This is a genomic window from Stutzerimonas chloritidismutans, assembly GCF_051486945.1.
GTDB classification, from domain to species: domain Bacteria; phylum Pseudomonadota; class Gammaproteobacteria; order Pseudomonadales; family Pseudomonadaceae; genus Stutzerimonas; species Stutzerimonas chloritidismutans_B.
In genome coordinates, this window is sequence record NZ_JAHVDX010000002.1 from 733582 (window position 1) to 749813 (window position 16232).

Genomic DNA, 16232 nt, shown 5'->3' on the forward strand with positions numbered 1-16232 from the left:
CTAGAGCACTACCGGGAGCCGACGGCTTAGGCAAATTTCCTCGGGTGTGATCGTCACGCCATAGGCCAGCACCTCGACGCCCGCCTCCACCGCCTCACGCAGCGCGGCCGCGTAGCGCGGATCGACTTCCTCCGCCGGGCGCACTGCCTCGATCCCGCTGAGGTTGACGCAATACAACTGCACGGCCCGAACACCGTCGCGGGCAAGCGCTGCCAACTCGCGCAGGTGACGGGCGCCACGGCTGGTCACGGCGTCCGGAAACGCCGCTACGGCCGTATCGCCGTAGCCCAAGGTGACACTTTTCACCTCGACGAAGGCCGGCCCCGCCGGGTAATCGAGACGAAAATCCACACGGCTGTTTTCGATGCCATAGGCCACTTCACGCTTGAGCTCGGTAAAGCCAGCCAGCGGCTCGATCACCCCGCCCAGCAGCGCTTCCTCCACGAGCCGATTGGCACGCGCCGTATTCACGCAGGCCAGCCGCCCCTGGGGCGTTTCGACCAGTTCCCAGGTGCCGGGCAGCTTGCGCTTGGGGTCGTTGTTGCGCTGAAACCACACCCGCGCGCCCTCGCTCATGCAGTTGAGCATCGAACCGGTGTTCGGGCAGTGAATGCATAGCGGTTCGCCCGTCTCGGTCAGGATGTCGGCGAAGAATCGCTTGTACCGCCGCACCAGCCGCCCTTCTTCGAGTGCCGTCGCGTAACGCATCAGCCGGCCCAGCTCTGCAGGCCCAGCGCAATGCGCTCGACCGCTTGCTCCAGGCGTGGCAGGTTCTGCGTGTAGGCGAAGCGCACGTGATGACCGGCTTGATGCCGACCGAAGTCCAGCCCCGGAGTGATCGCTACGGACTGCGTTTCGAGCATGTGCTGGCAGAAGCGGTAGGCATCGCCGCCGAACGCGGCGATATCGGCATACAGGTAAAAGGCGCCCTGCGGCTCGACGGCGATGCCGAAGCCCAATTCACGCAGCGCTGGCAGAAGGAAGTCTCGACGCCGCGCAAATTCGGCACGGCGCGCTTCGAGAATCTCGATGGTGCCCGGCTCGAAGCAGGCCAGCGCGGCGTGCTGGGCCACGGTCGGCGCGCTGATGTAAAGATTCTGCGCCAGCTTCTCGAGCTCGGGGACGGCAGCCGGAGGCGCCACCAGCCAACCCAGGCGCCAGCCGGTCATACCGAAATACTTGGAGAAACTGTTGAGTACGAACGCTTCGTCATCGACCTGCAGCACACTGGCCGCATCGGTGCCGTAGGTCAGCCCGTGGTAGATCTCGTCGACGACCAAATGGCCACCCCGCGCCCTAAGCGCAACGGACAGCGCGGCCAGCTCATCGCGTTCAAGTAGCGTCCCGGTCGGATTCGCCGGGGATGCAACCAGCGCACCGACACTGTCCCGATCCCAGTAACGGTCGATCAGTTCGGGGGTCAGTTGATAACGAACGTCCGGCCCCACCGGCACCAATTGCGCAGCTCCCTCGACAAGCCGCAGGAAGTGGCGGTTACAGGGATAGCCGGGGTCGGCCAACAGCCAGTGCCGGCCCGGATCGACCAGCAGGCTGCTGGTCAGTAACAGCGCACCGGACCCACCGGGAGTAATCAGCACCCGTTCGGGGTCAATAGACAGTTGATATCGCTCGGCGTAGAAACCGGCAATCGCCTCGCGCAGCTGCGGCAGCCCGCGGGCGGCGGTGTAGCGAGTCTGCCCAGCGGCCAGGGCAGCCTGCCCCGCCGCGACGATGGGCGCCGGGGTAGTGAAGTCCGGCTCACCGATTTCCAGGTGGATGACATCACGCCCCAACGCCTGCAGCTCGTTGGCTCGCGCCAGCAGCGCCATGACATGAAAGGGTTCGATTGCACGGCTACGCGCGCTATATGACGAGGTCATCTGACCTTCCTGACAGGAACAAAACGTGAATTCTACCCAAGGTCCCACTGACGCCGCAGCCACCATAAGATTCGGGAGTAGCGCACCCCGATTCGTTCTGGTAAGTTCGCCCGCTTGCAGCCGCAGGGCCGGCACGGGCCGGCAGAGGGACTCATTATCCTGCGCAATGGACATAGCGAGAGGCGTTCATCCATGCCCATTACCAAAACGACACCCAGCAACCAACTGATTCGCGCCTTCGTGCCCTACAAGGAGTCCAAGGGTGAGGAGTACATGAGCGACAACATGCGCGCTCATTTCACCGGCATCCTGAACAAATGGAAGCTGGAGCTGATGGAGGAAGTCGATCGCACCGTTCACCACATGCAGGACGAGGCTGCCAACTTCCCCGATCCGGCAGACCGCGCCAGCCAGGAAGAAGAGTTCAGCCTGGAACTGCGTGCACGCGATCGCGAACGCAAGCTGATCAAGAAGATCGACGAGACGCTGCAACTGATCGAAGACAACGAATACGGCTGGTGTGACTCCTGTGGCGTCGAGATTGGCATCCGCCGCCTTGAAGCACGCCCCACCGCTACGCTCTGCATCGATTGCAAGACGCTGGCGGAGATCAAGGAAAAGCAGATCGGTTCCTGATCCCGAACGGGGCGCTACGGCGCCCCGTTTCATTTGCGGCACCTGCACGCCCTGCACCATCCGCCGCGCCGTTCACTGCTCCGAGCCGGCCCATGTCACTCGCCACACCCTACGTTGGTCGCTTCGCCCCTACACCCAGCGGTTACCTGCACTTCGGCTCGCTGATGGCGGCCCTGGCGTCCTACCTCGACGCACGTGCTGCGGGCGGCCGATGGTTGCTGCGCATGGAAGATCTCGACCCGCCACGCGAAATGCCCGGTGCCCAAGCCGCAATCGTCCAGGCGCTGGAAGCCTATGGCTTCGAATGGGACGGTCCGATGGAACGCCAGAGCAGCCGGCTGGATGTTTACGCCGCCGTGATCGAACAACTCCGGGCGCAGGGGCACGCCTACGCCTGCACTTGTTCGCGCAAGCAATTGGAACCGTTCGCCGGGTTGTACCCAGGCTTCTGCCGAGGCGCTGGCCGCGATGCGGCAGATGCTGCCATCCGCCTGCTGGTGCCGGAGCGTACCTTCCGTTTCATTGATCGCGTCCAGGGCGAGTTCGGTCAGCACCTATCCACCGACGTGGGTGACTTCGTCATCCGCCGGCGCGACGGTTTGGTCGCCTATCAGCTCGCCGTGGTGCTCGATGACGCCTGGCAGGGTGTGACCGACATCGTGCGCGGCGCCGATCTGCTCGATTCCACGCCCCGCCAGCTCTATTTGCAGGAGCTACTTGGCCTGCCATGCCCGCGCTACCTGCATGTCCCGCTGATCATCCAGCCGGACGGACACAAGCTCGGCAAGCGCTACCGGTCGCCACCCCTGCAGGCCAACGAAGCCACCCCGATGCTGCTGCGCGCCTTGCGTGCCCTCGGCCAGCCGACTCCGGAACCGCTCGCCGACGCGCTACCCTACGAGATACTCGAATGGGCGATCCGCCACTGGAATGCCGACCGCATCCCGCGCGTTCGCACATTGGCCGAGGCGCAGCTAATTTGAAGCCCGCCGCCGAAAGCAGCAGGCGCGGCGCCCTAGGCCCTGGACCGGATCGGCATTCGATCATGCCACCCAGGCCGACCGAGGCGCGCATAGCCGTGAACTCGCTTCGCGCTTCAAGCTTCACCCTCCATCCATTACCATCCCCCGCACATTCGACACGAGTTCCGGCATGTACATCTACCGACTGGTGCTGCTCCTGGTCGTGGGGATCTATTTGTTCTCCCCCGCGATCATGGATTGGTGGATCGACCCCAACGGCGCCTGGTACCGGCCCTACCTGTTGTGGCTGATCCTGATCGTGGTGACGTTCATTCTTCAGAGCCAGCGCGATGCCGACGAGCTTTAGCCTCAGCCATCTGATCCTCATCAGCGTCGCCTACCTGCTTGTGCTGTTCGGCGTCGCCTGGGTCAGCGAGCGCGGCTTGATACCGCGCTGGATGATCCGCCATCCCTTGACCTACACGCTGTCGCTGGGCGTGTATGCCAGCGCTTGGGCCTTCTATGGCACCGTGGGCCTCGCCTACCAGTACGGGTACGGGTTTCTGGCGACGTACCTCGGCGTCTGCGGGGCTTTCCTGCTGGCACCGGTGCTGCTCTATCCCATCTTGCGGATCACACGCACGTACCAGCTGGCATCGCTGGCCGACCTCTTCGCCTTTCGCTTTCGCAGCACCTGGAGTGGCGCGCTGACCACCGTGGTAATGCTGATCGGCATGCTGCCGTTGCTCGCCCTGCAGATCCAGGCGGTAGCGGACGCCATCGGCATTCTCACCCTGGAGCCGCTGCAGGAACGCGTCGCGCTGGGCTACTGCGTGATGATCATGCTGTTCACCATCCTCTTTGGCGCCAAGCACATCGCGACGCGGGAGAAGCACGAGGGGTTGGTGTTCGCGATCGCATTCGAATCCGTGGTCAAGCTGGTGATGTTCGCCGGCGTCGGGCTGTATGCGCTCTATGTGGTCTTCGGCGGGCCGCACCAGCTGGAGATCTGGCTGCTGCAGAACCAGTCGGCGCTACAGGCCCTGCATACACCTTTGCAGGAAGGCCCCTGGCGCACCCTGCTGCTGGTGTTCTTCGCCTCGGCGATCGTGATGCCGCACATGTACCACATGACCTTTACCGAAAATCTCAACCCACGCGCGCTGGTCAGTGCCAGTTGGGGCTTGCCGCTGTATCTCCTGCTAATGAGCCTGGCCGTGCCGCTGATTCTGTGGGCCGGCCTGAAGCTCGGCGTCAGCACCAATCCTGAATATTTCACCCTAGGCCTCGGCATCACCGCACAGAGCGAGGCGCTTACCCTGCTCGCGTTCGTCGGCGGCCTTTCCGCCTCCAGCGGGCTGATCATCGTCAGCACCCTGGCGCTATCAGGCATGGCGCTGAATCATCTGGTATTGCCGCTGTACCAGCCGCCGGCCGAGGGCAATATCTATCGATGGCTGAAATGGACCCGCCGTAGCCTGATCCTGACGATCATCATGGCCGGCTACGGCTTTTACCTGCTGCTCGGCGCCGAGCAGGACCTGTCCAATCTCGGCATCGTTGCCTTCGTCGCCACGTTGCAGTTCCTGCCTGGCGTGCTCTCGGTGTTGTACTGGCCGACCGCCAATCGCCGCGGCTACATCATCGGCCTGCTCGCCGGCATCGCCGTGTGGGTCGTGACCATGTTGCTGCCGCTGGTCGGCAACCTGGACGGTTTCTACATCCCGCTGCTGAACGTGGTGTACGTGCTTGACGACACCAGTTGGCATCTGGCGGCGATCGCCTCGCTGGCGGTCAACGTGCTGGCGTTTTCGCTGTTCTCGCTGTTCACCGAAACCAGCCCCGAGGAACAGGCCGCAGCCGAAGCCTGCGCCGTCGAGAACGTCCGCCGCCCGCAACGCCGTGAGCTGATCGCCGCCTCGCCGCAGGAGTTCGCCACCCAATTGGCCAAACCGCTAGGCGCCAAGACCGCCCAGCGCGAGGTCGAGCAGGCGCTGCGTGATCTGCAGCTACCCTTCGACGAACATCGCCCGTACGCCCTTCGGCGCCTGCGTGATCGCATCGAGGCCAATCTGTCGGGCCTGATGGGCCCGAGCGTCGCGCAGGACATCGTAGAAAACTTCCTCTCCTACAAGAATGGCGCCGATGGCTATGTCACGGAGGACATCCACTTCATCGAAAGCCGCCTCGAGGAATACCACTCGCGCCTGACCGGCCTCGCCGCCGAGCTGGATGCCCTGCGCCGCTACCATCGCCAGACGCTGCAGGAACTCCCGATGGGTGTCTGCTCGCTGGCCAAGGATCAGGAAATCCTGATGTGGAATCGCGCATTGGAAGAGTTGACCGAGATCCCGGCGCTGCACGTGGTCGGGTCGCGCCTATCGACCATCGCCGAACCCTGGCGCAGCTTGCTTGCCGGCTTCATCAAGCAGAACGACGAGCATCTGCATAAGCAACGGCTGCAGCTCGATGGCCACAGCCGCTGCCTGAACCTGCACAAGGCGGCGATTGCCGAACCGCTGGCGCCGGCCAATAGTGGCCTGGTACTGCTCATCGAAGACCTTACCGAGACTCAGCAACTCGAAGATCGTCTGGTGCATTCCGAGCGCCTGGCGAGCATTGGCCGCCTGGCCGCCGGGGTCGCTCACGAAATTGGCAACCCCATCACCGGGATCGCCTGCCTGGCGCAGAATCTTCGCGAAGAGCGCGAGGCCGACCCCGAGATTATCGAGATCAGCAACCAGATCGTCGAGCAGACCAAACGGGTGTCGCGGATCGTGCAGTCGCTGATGAGCTTCGCCCATGCTGGCGGCCGGCAACAGAACCTGTACCCAGTGAACCTAGCCGACGTCACGCAGGACGCCATCGCCCTGCTCTCGCTCAACCGTCAGGGTACCGAGGTGCGTTTCTTCAACCAGTGCGACCCTGCCCATGTGGCCGAAGGCGACCCGCAACGCTTGGCGCAGGTGCTGATCAACTTGCTGGCCAACGCACGCGACGCCTCCAGTCCCGGCGACCCGATCCGCGTGCGCAGCGAGGTGTCGGAACAGACCGTCTACCTGATCGTTGAGGACGAAGGCACTGGTATTCCGAAAGCCATCCAGGACCGGCTATTCGAGCCCTTCTTCACCACCAAAGACCCCGGCGAAGGCACTGGGCTCGGCCTCGCGCTGGTCTATTCGATCGTGGAAGAGCATTATGGCCGGATCGATATCGACAGCCCCGCCAATCCGGAAACCCAGCGCGGTACCCGTTTCCGCATCACCTTGCCCCGGCATGTCGAGGCGAGCGATGCGATTGTTTAAAGAGGCGTGCACCCAGGCGTTCCACCCTGGCCAGCGCACCCGGCGCCCCCACCGGGCGACTGCCATGCCGATGCACGACCGCTGCCGAGCAGGCGCACTGCCCGCCACTGCCCGCAGCAGCCTCAACCCGTCGAGAGAGTACAGATGCCACACATTCTGATCGTCGAAGACGAAACCATCATCCGTTCAGCCCTGCGCCGTCTCCTCGAACGAAACCAGTACCAGGTCAGCGAGGCCGGTTCCGTTCAGGAAGCGCAGGAGCGTTTCAGCATTCAGGGCTTCGACCTCATCGTCAGCGACCTGCGCCTGCCCGGCGCGCCCGGCACCGAGCTAATCAAGCTCGCCGAGGGCACGCCGGTGTTGATCATGACCAGCTATGCCAGCCTGCGCTCGGCAGTGGACTCGATGAAGCTCGGCGCGGTGGACTACATCGCCAAGCCCTTCGACCATGACGAGATGCTGCAGACGGTGGCACGCATCATCAGCGACCACGAGCAGGCTGTGACAACGCCGGCAGCCACGCCCCGCGTGACCGGTAACACCAGCCCCGCAATACCCGGTAACAGTGACACCGGGATCGGTATCATCGGCCAGTGCGCCCCCATGCAGGAGCTGTTCGGCAAGATTCGCAAGGTCGCACCGACCGATTCGAACGTGCTCATCCAGGGCGAATCCGGGACGGGCAAGGAACTCGTCGCGCGCGCGCTGCATAACCTGTCCCGGCGCGCCAAGGCGCCGATGATTTCGGTCAACTGCGCAGCAATCCCGGAAACCCTGATCGAATCCGAGCTGTTCGGCCACGAAAAAGGCGCCTTTACCGGTGCCAATGCCGGCCGCGCCGGACTTGTCGAAGCGGCCGACGGCGGCACCCTCTTCCTCGATGAGATCGGCGAGCTGCCCCTCGAAGCCCAGGCCCGACTGCTTCGCGTTCTGCAGGAAGGCGAAATACGCCGAGTGGGTTCGACGCAATCACAAAAGGTCGATGTCCGACTCATCGCCGCGACGCACCGGGACCTGAAAACGTTGGCCAAGACTGGCCAATTTCGCGAAGACCTCTATTACCGTCTCCACGTCATTGCGCTGAAACTGCCGCCGCTGCGCGAGCGTGGCAGCGATGTACTCGAGATCGCACGGGCCTTTCTGGCACGCCAGTGCGAGCGCATCGGTGGCGAGCCGCTGCACTTTTCCCGCGAAGCCGAGCAAGCCGTTCGCCTGTATGCCTGGCCCGGTAACGTGCGTGAATTGGAAAACGCCATCGAGCGCGCCGCAATCCTCAGCGACAGCGCCGAAATCAGTGCGGACCTGCTCGGTATCGATGTGGAACTCGATGAGCTGGAGGACGACTTCGACGATAACTGCACGCCGCCTGGGGTCGTGTCGAGCGGCAATGAACCCACCGAGGATCTCTCGCTGGAAGACTATTTCCAGCACTTCGTATTGGAGCATCAGGACCACATGACGGAAACCGAGCTGGCCCGCAAGCTCGGCATCAGCCGCAAATGCCTGTGGGAGCGCCGCCAGCGCCTGGGTATCCCACGGCGCAAGTCGAGCGCGGCTGGGTAGTGAGTTGTTACCTTCACTACCCAGCCGTAACAAAAACCGGGTTCATCGGTAACGGGAACCCGGTTTTTTATGGGCAGCTGATTGGTACAAAACCATAAACACTTGAAAAATAACGATATTTAAAACCTGGCACGGCAAGTGCTTTATATCTGGCACAACAACAATAACAAGCAGACCCACAATAAGAACAAGACGTACCGGCTCCAGCAAAACAACGACAAGAAGGCGGAGGCGTAGCTAACTGATTCTTTTGGAGAGGATGTGCCCAACGGGGTGTTTTGCCCCACCACCAGGCCGAGAACAATAAAAGCTGCTAGAGCAGTGCCTGTACTGGATGGAACGAGGCAGATCAGCGACCAAAGAAATCCGTTTGCTCTTTGCTCCCAACGTAGGAGCGATTCCCCGAAGCGATGGCTGACGGGAACGGGTGATCAAACAAAAACAACACGCCCGAAATACTAATAACAAAAAAGCACGCGACATCATTTGAAAGGGGGAGCTTCGGCTCCCCCTTGTGCTATATGGCCGCTGTCGTTTTGACACCTCCCCGCGCTTCGTTCACCATCCCGGCACCCGGTGCTAGAATCCTCGCTCGTTTCGTGGCTTTTCGCTGCATCACATCACCTTTCGCCACACAGTGCCTCTCATGCTGAAAAAGCTGTTCCAGTCTTTTCGTTCTCCCCTGCGCCGCTTCCCGCATCCTCGCCGCACACCCGAAATACTGTCCAGCCGGCAGCATTCGCTGCACCGCAACGATTTCAGCCGGCACGCCGTCAGCGTTGTCGAGCGACTTCAGCAGGCCGGCTACCAGGCTTACGTCGTCGGTGGCTGTGTACGCGACTTGATGCTCGACCTCGAACCCAAGGATTACGACGTAGCGACCAGCGCCACACCTGAGCAGGTTCGTGCCGAGTTCCGTAATGCACGGGTGATCGGGCGCCGTTTCAAACTGGTCCATGTGCACTTCGGACGAGAAATCATCGAGGTGGCGACCTTCCGTGCAAACCACCCAGAAAGCGACGAGGACGAGGACAGCCACCTGTCGGCACGCAACGAGAGCGGCCGCATCCTGCGCGACAACGTCTACGGCACGCTTGAAGACGATGCCCAGCGCCGCGACTTCACCATCAACGCGCTTTATTACGATCCCTCGACCGAACGCGTGCTGGACCATACCCATGGCGTCCATGACATTCGCAACCGCTTGATCCGCCTGATCGGCGACCCCGAGCAACGCTATCAGGAAGACCCGGTGCGCATGCTCAGGGCGGTGCGCTTCGCTGCCAAACTCGATTTCGAGATCGAGAAGCACAGCGCCGAACCGATCGCCGACCTGGCAGACCTGCTTGATGATGTTCCCGCCGCACGGCTGTTCGACGAGGTCATCAAGTTGTTCTTGTCCGGCAAGGCGGAGCGCACGTTCGACCTCTTGATGGAGTTCGATCTCTTCGCTCCGTTATTTCCCGCCAGCGCCGCCGCGCTGGAAGATGATCCAGACTACGCCGGCACGCTGATCCGCAACGCCCTGGCCAATACCGACCAGCGGATCGCCCAGGGCAAACCAGTCACCCCGGCGTTTCTCTTCGCCGCGCTGCTGTGGCCGGCACTACCGGCTCGGGCTGCCGAAATCCAGGCGCGCGGCCTGCCGCCGATTCCGGCCATGCAGGAAGCTGCACACGACATCGTGTGGGAGCAGTGCCAGCGCACCGCAATCCCCAAGCGATTCAGCATGCCGATGCGCGAGATATGGGACATGCAAGAGCGCCTCCCGCGTCGCCAAGGGCGCAGGGCCGACCAATTGCTGGATAACCCCAGGTTCCGTGCTGGCTACGACTTTCTGCTGTTGCGCGAAAGCGCAGGCGAAGAAACCGGAGGGCTTGGCGACTGGTGGACCGATTACCAGGAGGCCAACGAAAGTGAACGCCGCGCGATGATCCGCGGGCTGGGTAACAAGGAAGGTGGTGCAGCTCCGCGCAAGCGCCGCCGCAACAACCGCCGTAAGTCCGGCCCGAACGACGGCGCGCCGGCGCCTGCTGACTGAATGGAGCGCGCCTACATCGGTCTTGGCAGCAATCTGGCCGAGCCCCGCCAGCAATTGCGCGCCGCGCTCGAGGCCCTGACCCTGCTCCCCCGAACGAGGCTAGCGGCCGTCTCGTCGCTATACCTAAGCGATCCGCTGGGCCCACCTGACCAACCACGCTACAACAATGCTGCGGCCGCGCTCGACACGACATTGCAGCCGATTGAACTGCTGGATGCCCTGCAAGCCATCGAAGCCACGCAAGGACGTCAGCGCAAGGCCGAGCGCTGGGGGCCGCGCACGTTGGATCTGGACATCCTGCTGTTCGGCGACCGTCTGATCGATGAATCTCGTCTGAAGGTGCCGCACTACCATATTCAGGCTCGCGCGTTCGTCCTGTATCCACTCGCCGAAATCGCGCCGCCTGACTTGCGCCTGGCGGACGGTCGGCTTCTGGCAGACCTGCTCGCCAATTGCCCATTCACTGGGCTCGAGCGACTCGAGACGCCGCTGTAACGCTTGGGTAACAGGCGTCACCTGCCGGTAACACTGCCGATTGACTTAGCCTGCCGCCATCGGGACTATAGCGGCCCGCCGCCGGCACGCATTCAAATAGGGCAAGCCGCCCGCTGCCGGTGCAGCATGGCTACTCGAGAGGCTCTAGGAGGACGGCATTCATGCCAGACGTAACCCTGACAACCCTGCAAGGCCTCAAGCAAAAGGGCGAGAAAATCGTCATGCTCACCTGCTATGACGCCACCTTTGCCAAAACCGCCAGCGAAGCCGGTGTAGAAATGCTGCTGATCGGCGACTCCCTCGGCATGGTGCTGCAGGGCCATGACAGCACGCTTCCCGTTTCGGTCGACGAAATGGCCTACCACACGGCCTGCGTCAAACGCGGCAATCGCGGCGCCATGATTGTCGCCGACCTGCCATTCATGGCGAACGCGACAGTCGAGCAAACATTGGACAACTCGGCTCAGCTCATGAAAGCCGGGGCCCACATGATCAAGGTGGAAGGCGCTGCCTGGCTGGCCGAGTCGATCTCGCTGCTGGCCGAGCGCGGCATCCCCGTCTGCGCGCACATGGGGTTAACGCCACAGGCAGTCAACCTGTTCGGCGGATACAAGGTGCAGGGCCGCCAGGAAGCGCAGGCACAACGTATGATCGAAGATGCTAAGGCGCTCGAAGCAGCCGGCGCCGCCATGCTGCTGCTCGAATGCGTGCCCAGCGAGCTGGCCGAGCGCCTCACCCAGGCTGTCAGCGTGCCGGTGATCGGCATTGGTGCCGGTAGCGCTACGGATGGCCAGGTGCTGGTCCTGCACGACATGCTCGGCCTTTCACTGACCGGCCGCGCGCCCAAGTTCGTCAAGAACTTCATGTCCGAGCACGGTGACATTCCCTCAGCCATCGCGGCCTACGTCAAGGCGGTCAAGGCCGTCGAATTCCCTGCGGTCGAACACGGATTTTCAGCATGAACGTGGTCAGGACAATAGCTGACCTGCGCGCGGCGGTATCGCGCGCGCGCAGGGAAGGAAAGCGCATCGGCTTCGTGCCGACAATGGGCAACCTGCACGCCGGGCATATCGCCCTGGTGAAAAAGGCCGGCCAGCGTGCCGAGTTCGTCGTCGCGAGCATCTTCGTCAACCCACTGCAGTTCGGGCCCAACGAAGACCTGGCAAGCTACCCGCGCACCCTCGCGGCCGATCAGGAAAAGCTCGTCGAAGCCGGTTGCCACCTACTGTTCGCGCCAAGTGTCGAGGAGATGTACCCCAACGGCCAGGCGCTGCAGACCATTGTTCGCGTACCCGGCGTGTCCGAAGGGCTTTGCGGCGGCAGCCGCCCGGGCCACTTCGACGGTGTCTCCACGGTCGTCAGCAAGCTGTTCAACATGGTATTGCCGGACCTTGCCGTGTTTGGCGAGAAGGATTTCCAGCAACTGGCCGTCATCCGCACCATGGTGCGCGACCTGAACATGCCGATCCAGATCATCGGCGAGCCCATCGTAAGGGCCGAGGACGGTCTCGCACTCTCCTCACGTAACGGCTACCTGAGCACTCAGGAGCGGGCCGTTGCGCCGACGCTGCACCGCACACTGGTAACGATCGCCGACGCCATCCGACAGGGCGAGCGCGATTTCGCCGCGCTACTGGCGTCCGGCACGGATGGCCTATTGGCGGCAGGTCTGCGGCCCGATTACCTGGAAATTCGCAATGCGCTGGACCTGCAACCTGCAGACGGCAGCCACGGCGAGCTGGTGATCCTGGCGGCTGCCTTCCTGGGCAAGACCCGACTGATCGATAACCTGCTGGTCGAGGCGCCATCGGCGACGCCCTGAACTGCGGTAAAACCGGTACCAGACTGTCCGACCCCGGTATTGATCGCACCCCGGGGTTCGGGCACACTCTGCGCCGCTTGCGCACCCGGAGGACCCCGCCATGCACGCCATCATGCTCAAGGCCAAACTGCACCGCGCCCAGGTGACCCACTCGGTGCTGGATTACGAGGGCTCATGCGCCATCGACGGTGACTGGCTCGACCTCGCCGGCATTCGCGAGTACGAGCAGATCCAGATCTACAACGTCGATAACGGCGAACGCTTCACCACCTACGCCATCCGCGGCGAGGAAGGCTCCCGAATCATCTCCGTCAACGGCGCCGCGGCCCACAAGGCTGGTGTCGGGCATCGCTTGATCATCTGCGCCTACGCACATTACAGCGAGGCGGAACTGGCAAACTTCAAGCCACACGTCCTTTATATGGGGGCCGACGGCGAGCTCAGCCATACCAGTAACGCCATCCCGGTGCAGGTCGCCTGACCGGTATAGAGAAATACCCAAGCCCGCCACACCACCGTGTCGCGGGCTTTTTTGTCCCTGCGGGCTTCCCAGGAGCCGGGCAAATCTGCAATGGTCCCACCCTGCGCCCTGACCAGGCTCGAACGCCGCGCTTGCGCTTCGGAACACCCCGGCGTTTTTCCAGTCTGACCAGTTCGGCGGCGCTGGATGCGCCGCGGCCGCTTCGGTCTCACCGCAGCGGTACGTGCCTGCCGCTTCAGGAAGAACGCCAGCGTGCCAGCAAGATCGAATGATTGTCGGTGACTGCATCCAGTTGCCATGCCACCCGTGCGCATGCGCGCCATAGCCAGTCCGCCAAGCAAAGGAAGCCGCACCACCATGAGCTATTACCAGACCCCTCTCGATGCTACCGGCCTGTCGTCCTGGAAGGCCTTAGAAGAACATCGCCTGAGCATGCAGAATTTCAGCATGCGCGAAGCCTTCAAAGCCGACCCGAAACGCTTCGACGAACTGTCGGCGTCCTGCTGCGGCCTGTTCCTTGACTACTCCAAGAACCTGATCACCGCCGAGACCCGTACCCTGCTGGTCAACCTCGCGCGCGAGGCCGGTGTCGAGCAGGCTGCCCGCGCGATGTTCGAGGGCGAACAAATCAATGCTTCAGAGAAGCGCCCTGTGCTGCACACCGCGCTGCGCAGGCCGATGGGTGATTCTGTGCTCGTCGATGGGCAAAACGTCATGCGCGACGTGCACGCTGCGCTGGCGCAGATGACGGACATCGTTACCCGGATCCATAACAACCTCTGGCGAGGCTTCAGCGACAAAACCATTACCGACGTCGTGAACATCGGCATCGGTGGTTCGTTTCTCGGCCCGCAGCTGGTCTCCGAGGCACTGCTGCCCTTTACCCAGCACGGCGTGCGGACGCACTACCTGGCGAATATCGACGGCAGCGAGTTCCGCGAGGTGACCGCCAAGCTCAACGTCGAGACCACGCTGTTCATCATCTCCAGCAAGACCTTCGGCACGCTTGAGACGCTGAAGAATGCACAGGCCGCGCGCAACTGGTACCTCGGCAAGGGCGGCACCGAAGAGAAGCTCTACCGCCACTTCATCGCGGTGACCAGCAACAAGCAGGCCGCGATCGAGTTTGGGATCCGCGAGAAAAACATATTCCCCATGTGGGACTGGGTCGGCGGACGCTACTCGCTGTGGTCGGCGATCGGCCTGCCCATCGCCCTGGCCATCGGCATGTCCAACTTCAAGGACCTGCTATCCGGCGCCTACAGCATGGACCAGCACTTTCTGAGCGAGCCCTTCGAAAGCAACATGCCCGTCCTGCTGGCCATGCTTGGGGTCTGGTACCACAATTTTTGGGGCGCGCAGAGCTACGCCTTCCTGCCCTATGACCACTACCTGCGCAACTTCGTCAAACACCTGCAGCAGATGGACATGGAGTCCAACGGCAAGAGCGTCCGCCAGGACGGTACGCCCGTGTCCTGCAACACCGGCCCGGTGATCTGGGGCGGGGTCGGCGCCAACGGCCAGCATGCCTACCACCAGTTGCTGCACCAGGGCACCCCGCTGATCCCTGCCGACTTCATCGTGCCAGTGGTCAGCCATAATCCCGTCGCCGATCACCACGAGTGGCTCTATGCCAATTGCCTGTCGCAGAGCCAGGCACTGATGCTGGGCAAGACCCGCAGCGAAGCCGAGGCCGAGCTGCGCGCCAAAGGCCTGAGCGAACCCGAAATCGAGCGCCTGGCACCGCACAAGGTGATCCCGGGGAACCGCCCCAGCAACACGCTCGTCATGGAAACCATCAGCCCCGGCCGCCTCGGGGCGCTGATTGCGCTCTACGAACACAAGGTATTCGTGCAAGGCGTTATCTGGGGCATCAATTCGTTCGACCAGTGGGGTGTGGAGCTCGGCAAAGAGCTTGGCAAGGCCGTCTATGGTCAGATGACCAGCTTCGATGCGCCGCCAGCCGAGGACGCTTCGACCCAAGGGCTCATCGACTTCTTCCGTGGCCGTCATCGCGGCTGACGCTTTGGCCGCTTGAGCATATCCGACCTGCCAACCGGACAGGTCGGCATCGCTGGCCTAACGCAGCCCTTTCCCGCTATGGAAGCCCTACGCCGCACCATCGAAGCCCAGGTCATGAGCCTCACTGGCCTGGCGATCGGTGGCGTGGACTACGAGAACCCACCGGGCGACCCCGGCTTGTTCGGGCCTGATTCGGTATGCTGGCGCGTCCATGGGGACTTCACGTCGATGATGGTCGGTGGTATCGCCGCGCTGTTGCTGCAGGCCCTGCACCCGCTGGCGTTGGCCGGCGTCTGGGACCACTCGAATTTTCGGGAGGACCTGCTCGGGCGGCTGCGTCGAACCGGGCAGTTCATTTCAGGCACGACCTTTGGCAGCCGGGCCGACGCACAGCGCCTGATCGAGCGTGTGCGGACGATTCACCTCAAGGTCATCGGGCAAGCGCCGGATGGCCGCCCTTACGCAGCGTACGATCCGGACCTGCTCACTTGGGTCCATGTCGCCGAAGTGAGCAACTTTCTCGAGGCACACCTGCGCTACCTCAACCCGGCGCTGCCGGGCGATGAACAGGACCGCTACTACAGCGAAGTCGCGCAGGTCGCCGAGGCGCTGGGCGCACGGAACGTGCCGCGTTCGCGCGATGCCGTCGCACGGTACCTACAGGACATACGGCCTAGCCTCCGTTGCGATGACCGCTCCCGAGAGATCGTGCGGATTCTATTCACGGCACCAGCGCCCAGTGCCCTGGCCCGTCCCTTCGGTGCGCTGATGATGCGCGCCGGCGTGGAGCTGCTGCCCGACTGGGCCCGTGAAATGCTTGGCTTGCATCAGCACCCCGTCACCCGCCAGGCGATCCGGGTAGGCGTGCGGAGCACGGCCCCGGTTCTGCGCTGGGCGGTGCGCAACGGCTCAGCGCATCGGGCGCGCAGGCGCATGGAACGGCCTGCCCACTAATGACCGAAAGCCAGGCCGCTAACCGCGACCAGCTAAGCCTGGAACCTCCTCCGACGCTCGCCACTGACGGT

14 protein-coding genes are annotated in these 16232 nt (G+C 63.0%); 12 read left to right on the top strand and 2 right to left on the bottom strand.

Features of this window, described 5'->3' with window-relative positions; all coding sequences use genetic code 11:
• Window positions 1–708 (bottom strand): DNA/RNA nuclease SfsA, encoded by a 708-nt coding sequence (sfsA, locus tag KXR72_RS10545; protein ID WP_437421061.1) that lies wholly within the window; start codon window positions 706–708, stop codon window positions 1–3.
• On the bottom strand, window positions 708–1880 hold the full coding sequence (locus tag KXR72_RS10550) for a pyridoxal phosphate-dependent aminotransferase (protein WP_437421062.1): 1173 nt from the start codon (window positions 1878–1880) through the stop codon (window positions 708–710). The genes sfsA and KXR72_RS10550 overlap by 1 nt, the downstream gene beginning before the upstream one ends.
• Before the next feature lie 192 nt (window positions 1881–2072).
• Here KXR72_RS10550 and dksA point away from each other — a divergent pair, with 192 nt between their 5' ends.
• The 12 genes from dksA to KXR72_RS10610 all read left to right on the top strand — a co-directional run bounded on the left by dksA (window position 2073) and on the right by KXR72_RS10610 (window position 16161).
• Entirely contained in the window at window positions 2073–2516 is a 444-nt protein-coding gene (gene dksA / locus KXR72_RS10555) for an RNA polymerase-binding protein DksA (RefSeq protein ID WP_019342101.1), read from the top strand.
• 92 nt (window positions 2517–2608) lie between these two features.
• A complete protein-coding gene (gene gluQRS / locus KXR72_RS10560) occupies window positions 2609–3499 on the top strand; it encodes a tRNA glutamyl-Q(34) synthetase GluQRS (protein ID WP_437421063.1) in 891 nt (296 codons plus the stop codon).
• Window positions 3500–3668: 169 nt separating this feature from the next.
• Window positions 3669–3845: a hypothetical protein gene (locus KXR72_RS10565; protein WP_003095129.1), complete on the top strand. Its 177-nt coding sequence runs from the start codon at window positions 3669–3671 to the stop codon at window positions 3843–3845.
• Window positions 3829–6783 (top strand): sensor histidine kinase, encoded by a 2955-nt coding sequence (locus tag KXR72_RS10570; protein ID WP_437421064.1) that lies wholly within the window; start codon window positions 3829–3831, stop codon window positions 6781–6783. Before KXR72_RS10565 ends, KXR72_RS10570 begins: the two co-directional genes overlap by 17 nt.
• A gap of 144 nt (window positions 6784–6927) precedes the next feature.
• Window positions 6928–8346 (top strand): sigma-54-dependent transcriptional regulator, encoded by a 1419-nt coding sequence (locus KXR72_RS10575; RefSeq protein WP_437421065.1) that lies wholly within the window; start codon window positions 6928–6930, stop codon window positions 8344–8346.
• A 646-nt stretch (window positions 8347–8992) separates the two neighbouring features.
• Window positions 8993–10387, top strand: coding sequence for a polynucleotide adenylyltransferase PcnB (locus KXR72_RS10580; RefSeq protein WP_437421066.1), 1395 nt, complete (start codon window positions 8993–8995; stop codon window positions 10385–10387).
• Window positions 10388–10882 carry a 2-amino-4-hydroxy-6-hydroxymethyldihydropteridine diphosphokinase gene (folK, locus tag KXR72_RS10585; RefSeq protein ID WP_437421067.1) on the top strand — a complete coding sequence of 165 codons (495 nt, stop codon included), beginning with the start codon at window positions 10388–10390 and terminating at the stop codon, window positions 10880–10882. It begins immediately after the preceding gene.
• 161 nt (window positions 10883–11043) lie between these two features.
• The gene (gene panB, locus KXR72_RS10590) at window positions 11044–11844 is read left to right on the top strand and encodes a 3-methyl-2-oxobutanoate hydroxymethyltransferase (RefSeq protein WP_437421068.1); all 801 of its coding nucleotides are present in this window, start codon (window positions 11044–11046) and stop codon (window positions 11842–11844) included.
• Window positions 11841–12704 carry a pantoate--beta-alanine ligase gene (gene panC, locus KXR72_RS10595; RefSeq protein WP_437421069.1) on the top strand — a complete coding sequence of 288 codons (864 nt, stop codon included), beginning with the start codon at window positions 11841–11843 and terminating at the stop codon, window positions 12702–12704. Before panB ends, panC begins: the two co-directional genes overlap by 4 nt.
• Before the next feature lie 100 nt (window positions 12705–12804).
• Window positions 12805–13185 (top strand): aspartate 1-decarboxylase, encoded by a 381-nt coding sequence (panD, locus tag KXR72_RS10600; protein ID WP_437421070.1) that lies wholly within the window; start codon window positions 12805–12807, stop codon window positions 13183–13185.
• 357 nt (window positions 13186–13542) lie between these two features.
• A complete protein-coding gene (gene pgi, locus KXR72_RS10605) occupies window positions 13543–15207 on the top strand; it encodes a glucose-6-phosphate isomerase (RefSeq protein ID WP_437421071.1) in 1665 nt (554 codons plus the stop codon).
• Window positions 15208–15285: 78 nt separating this feature from the next.
• On the top strand, window positions 15286–16161 hold the full coding sequence (locus tag KXR72_RS10610) for an oxygenase MpaB family protein (protein ID WP_437421335.1): 876 nt from the start codon (window positions 15286–15288) through the stop codon (window positions 16159–16161).
• The last annotated feature ends 71 nt before the right edge of the window (window positions 16162–16232 follow it).

What these genes read in the sequence shown, in the direction of transcription:
- sfsA (WP_437421061.1), bottom strand. Translation starts at nt 708, where the DNA reads ATGCGTTACGCGACGGCACTCGAAGAAGGGCGGCTGGTGCGGCGGTAC.
- KXR72_RS10550 (WP_437421062.1), bottom strand. Translation starts at nt 1,880, where the DNA reads ATGACCTCGTCATATAGCGCGCGTAGCCGTGCAATCGAACCCTTTCAT.
- dksA (WP_019342101.1), top strand. Translation starts at nt 2,073, where the DNA reads ATGCCCATTACCAAAACGACACCCAGCAACCAACTGATTCGCGCCTTC.
- gluQRS (WP_437421063.1), top strand. Translation starts at nt 2,609, where the DNA reads ATGTCACTCGCCACACCCTACGTTGGTCGCTTCGCCCCTACACCCAGC.
- KXR72_RS10565 (WP_003095129.1), top strand. Translation starts at nt 3,669, where the DNA reads ATGTACATCTACCGACTGGTGCTGCTCCTGGTCGTGGGGATCTATTTG.
- KXR72_RS10570 (WP_437421064.1), top strand. Translation starts at nt 3,829, where the DNA reads ATGCCGACGAGCTTTAGCCTCAGCCATCTGATCCTCATCAGCGTCGCC.
- KXR72_RS10575 (WP_437421065.1), top strand. Translation starts at nt 6,928, where the DNA reads ATGCCACACATTCTGATCGTCGAAGACGAAACCATCATCCGTTCAGCC.
- KXR72_RS10580 (WP_437421066.1), top strand. Translation starts at nt 8,993, where the DNA reads ATGCTGAAAAAGCTGTTCCAGTCTTTTCGTTCTCCCCTGCGCCGCTTC.
- folK (WP_437421067.1), top strand. Translation starts at nt 10,388, where the DNA reads ATGGAGCGCGCCTACATCGGTCTTGGCAGCAATCTGGCCGAGCCCCGC.
- panB (WP_437421068.1), top strand. Translation starts at nt 11,044, where the DNA reads ATGCCAGACGTAACCCTGACAACCCTGCAAGGCCTCAAGCAAAAGGGC.
- panC (WP_437421069.1), top strand. Translation starts at nt 11,841, where the DNA reads ATGAACGTGGTCAGGACAATAGCTGACCTGCGCGCGGCGGTATCGCGC.
- panD (WP_437421070.1), top strand. Translation starts at nt 12,805, where the DNA reads ATGCACGCCATCATGCTCAAGGCCAAACTGCACCGCGCCCAGGTGACC.
- pgi (WP_437421071.1), top strand. Translation starts at nt 13,543, where the DNA reads ATGAGCTATTACCAGACCCCTCTCGATGCTACCGGCCTGTCGTCCTGG.
- KXR72_RS10610 (WP_437421335.1), top strand. Translation starts at nt 15,286, where the DNA reads ATGGAAGCCCTACGCCGCACCATCGAAGCCCAGGTCATGAGCCTCACT.